3 protein-coding genes and 1 pseudogene are annotated in these 3,774 nt (G+C 74.2%); 1 reads left to right on the top strand and 3 read right to left on the bottom strand.

What is annotated here, in order from left to right:
• A partial coding sequence (locus tag JNW98_RS33935; protein ID WP_223772137.1) for a DUF5685 family protein occupies window positions 1-1,001 on the bottom strand: 1,001 nt, incomplete at its 3' end.
• Between the two features lie 242 nt (window positions 1,002-1,243).
• On the opposite strand from JNW98_RS33935, the gene JNW98_RS33930 reads away from it, so the two are divergent.
• Window positions 1,244-1,681, top strand: a complete 438-nt coding sequence (locus JNW98_RS33930) for a cell division protein SepF (RefSeq protein ID WP_223772136.1) — start codon at window positions 1,244-1,246, stop codon at window positions 1,679-1,681.
• A 150-nt stretch (window positions 1,682-1,831) separates the two neighbouring features.
• Here the strand turns inward: JNW98_RS33930 and JNW98_RS33925 are convergent, their stop codons facing one another.
• Complete coding sequence (locus JNW98_RS33925) at window positions 1,832-3,091, bottom strand: acyl-CoA dehydrogenase family protein (RefSeq protein WP_223772135.1); 1,260 nt, start codon at window positions 3,089-3,091, stop codon at window positions 1,832-1,834.
• Window positions 3,092-3,205: 114 nt separating this feature from the next.
• Window positions 3,206-3,774, bottom strand: a pseudogene (locus JNW98_RS33920) (MFS transporter); the annotation flags it as partial.

Below are 3,774 nucleotides of genomic sequence, written 5' to 3'. Positions count from 1 at the left end.
GGCGGCGCGGGCGGCGGCGGCATGACGGGCGGCGGCCCGAACGCGGCGCGCACGTCCGTGTCCTCCCGGCCCGACGCGGAACCGTGCGCGTGCCCGTGCCCCTGTCCATGCCCGGGATGCCCACACCCCTCCGTGGCGAACGCCCGGTCGACGGCGCGCGGGAGTTCGTGGACGAGCAGGAGGTGGGCGAGCCGCCCCTGGGCCTTGCTCGCGAACGCGACGTCGCCGAGCGCGAGCCGCACTCCGTGCACCGCGTCGTCGCACAGCCGCCGGACGTCCGCGAGGTCGGCGCCGGTCGCGGCGATGGGGTTCCAGGCCCCCGACTCCGCGTCGGCCTCCAGGTCCTCGACCGCGTCCAGCAGGTGCGCGAGCCGTCCGAAGAGGCGGCCCGCCTCCTCCAGCGGCTCGCGGTTCTCCGGCCGCCCGGCCAGCACGGCGGTGTGCCCGAAGGCGGCGGCGGTGGCGGTCTCCGTCGGTTCGGTGAGCGCGGTCAGCGAGGTGCCGGGCCCGGCCAGGGCCTCCAGGCCGGTCTGCCGCTCGACCGCGTCGACCAGCAGCGCCGTGTCGAAGCCCAGGTCGGAGCCGGTCCGGGCGCCCGCCTTGTCCCAGGAGGCGGCGACCCGGCGGGCCGCGGCCGCCACCGGGCGGCGGGCCATCGCCCCGTCCCCGTCGGCGGCGTGGTCGCGCAGCTTCGCGGAGGCGAGGACGAGGGAGACGGACGCGGCGAGCCGCGCGCCCTCCCCCGTGGCGACCGACGCCGTGCGCATCCCGCGCAACGGGCAGGGACCCGCCTTCCGCCGCCACCCCGCCGCCTCTTCGGCCCGCGGGGACTGCGCTTCGACGAGGACGGATATCACCAATCCGTCATAGTTCGTCGCTATTCGGGCAAACTGCCCGTGATCTCCCCTCAAAGCCAGGCAGAGACCGCACAGATGAGCCATCCACTCCGTCCGCATGGTCTCCGAGAGCCGATGCCGACACGGCCTGATGATTCCGAACAATGACGCCCCCGTGTTGGTGCCGAGCAACTGGCGCATCCTAGCCATAGGCTCGGCACAGGCCGGTCACGGCCGAGCGGGGGGCTCGCTTCGGGGGCTTCGGGGTTTCTGACGCACCGCCACCTGCTTTGCACCAGATGCGTCACGAAATCCTCGCTTGGCCCCTATCCACTTGGCACACCATCCGCATCATGGACGACCATAGAGGGGCGGGCGGAACACACCGCGTGTGAGAGGAGGCGTCCATGGGTTCGGTGCGTAAGGCGAGTGCCTGGCTTGGCCTCGTCGACGACAGCGATGACGAGCGCTACTACGACGACGAGTACGCCGAGGGGCCCGAGCCCGGTGACTCCTGGGCGACCAACCCGAGAGTCCGGGTCGCCGACGAGACGGCGCAGGAACAGGGCACCCGGATCGCCACGGTGACCCCCGACGGCTTCCGCGACGCCCGCGGGATCGGCGAGCTGTTCCGCGAGGGCGTCCCGGTGATCGTCAACCTCACCGCGATGGAACCGAGCGACGCCAAGCGGGTCGTGGACTTCGCGGCCGGCCTGACCTTCGGTCTCCGCGGCTCCATCGAGCGGGTCGCCAACCGGGTCTTCCTGCTCACCCCCGCCGACTACAAGGTGGTCAACGGGGAGCCGGTGGGCCGGGTGAACGGGGGCTTCTTCAACCAGAGCTGACCCCTCCGGCCGGCCCGCGCACAGCGACAGGCCCGGCCGACGCGGCTGTACGGGCCGCGTGTCCTCACGCGTCGGACGAGCACGCCTCCGACGCCTGAGGACGAGCCCGGGGCTCCCCGAGAGGCCCCGCGTCCCTCAGCGGAACACTCCTCAGCGGAACGCGTCGATCCCCGTCAACGCCTTCCCCAGCACCAGCTGGTGCATCTCGACCGTCCCCTCGTAGGTGAGCACCGACTCCAGGTTGGTCGCGTGCCGCATCACCGGGTACTCCAGCGAGATCCCGTTGGCCCCGAGGATCGTCCGGGCGGTACGGCAGATCTCGATCGCCTCCCGCACGTTGTTCAGCTTCCCGAAGCTCACCTGCTCCGGCCGCAGCCGCCCCGCGTCCATCCGCGTCCCCAGGTGGTGGGCGAGCAGGATCCCCTTGTGCAGCTCCACCGCCATGTCGGCCAGCTTGGCCTGGGTGAGCTGGAAGCCGCCGATCGGCCGGCCGAACTGCTCCCGGGTCCGCGCGTAGTCCAGCGCCGCCTCGAAGCTCGCGCGGGCCGCGCCCATCGCGCCCCAGATGATCCCGTACCGGGCGTGGGTCAGGCAGCCGAGCGGCCCGCGCAGCCCGACGGCCTCCGGGAGGACGGCGTCGGCGGGCAGCCGCACCCCGTCGAGGACGAGCTCGCTGGTGACCGAGGCGCGCAGCGACCACTTGTGCTTGATCTCGGGCGCGGAGAAGCCGGGGCGGTCGGTGGGGACGACGAAGCCGCGGATGCCCTCGTCGGTCCGCGCCCAGACGACGGCGACGCCGGCCACCGAGCCGTTGGTGATCCACATCTTGCGGCCGGTGAGCACCCAGTCGCCGCCGGCCTCGCGCTTGGCGTAGGTGCGCATGCCGGCGGGGTCGGAGCCGTGGTCGGGCTCGGTGAGCGCGAAGCAGCCGATCGTCTCGCCGGCGGCCATCGGCGGCAGCCAGCGCTGTTTCTGCTCCTCGGAGCCGAAGCGGTGGATGGCGTACATCGCCAGGGAACCCTGGACGGAGACCAGGGAGCGCACGCCGGAGTCGGCCGCCTCCAGCTCCAGGCAGGCGAGCCCGTACTGCACGGCGCTCGCGCCGGCGCAGCCGTAGCCGGTGAGCGACATCCCGAGCGCGCCCAGGGAGCCCAGCTCGCGGGCGAGCTCGCGGATCCCGGGCAGCTCGCCGCGCTCGTACCACTCGGCGACGTACGGCAGGACGCGGTCGGCCGCCCACTGCCGCATGGTGGCGCGGACGGCGCGGTCCTCGTCGGTCAGCAGGTCGTCGAGGCCGAGCGGATCGTGCGGGTCGAACGCGACGGGCTTCGCGGGCCCGACGGGCTGTACGGATCCGACGGACTGGTCGGCTCCGACGGGCTGGTCGGGACTGGCGGGCGTAGCAGACATGGCCCCCTCCACCTGGGTGCGGTCCTCCGGCTCGCCCCAGACGCTACGGCCCGGTAACCGCTCCGTCCAGAGCGGGATCTTGTGATCCCCACCGGCCGGCCACCCGCCTCGGGGCTACTCCCCGTCCGCGGACGCCGGCAGCCGCAGCGCCGCCACCGCCCCCGCCAGCAGGATCACCGCGCTGACCGCGAGCGTGACGTGCAGCCCGTGCACGAACGCGCCCCGCGCCGCCGTCCGCAGCGCGGCGCCCGGCGGCCCGCCGAGCCGGTCGGCCACCTGGTACGCCTCGCCGAGCGAGTGGCCGGCCGCGGCGCCCGCCGCGCTGGGCACGCCGGGGACGCCGGCCACTCCCGGCGCGTAGAACGCGTTCATGACGCTGCCGAGCAGCGCGATGCCCATGCCCGCGCCGAGCTGGTACGAGGTCTCGCCGATCGCCGCCGCGCCGCCGGCCGCGCCGGCCGGGGCCTCGCCGAGCATCGACTCGTACGCCCCGAACAGCGTGGTCTCCAGGCCCAGGCCGAGGACGACGAAGCAGCCGACGAGGAAGGCGGGCCGGTCCTCGCGGCCCATCGCGGTGAGCGCGAGGACCGCCGTCGCCGTGAGCACGAAGCCGCCGGCGACCATGGCGCGCGGCCCGAAGCGGTGCAGGACGCGCGAGCCGGCCAGGCCCGCGGCCATCGCGG

It is taken from the genome of Streptomyces huiliensis, assembly GCF_020037025.1.
Taxonomy (GTDB): Bacteria; Actinomycetota; Actinomycetes; order Streptomycetales; family Streptomycetaceae; genus Streptomyces; species Streptomyces huiliensis.
The sequence above is the reverse complement of the archived record's forward strand: the minus strand, read 5'-3'. Positions and strand labels throughout refer to the sequence as shown.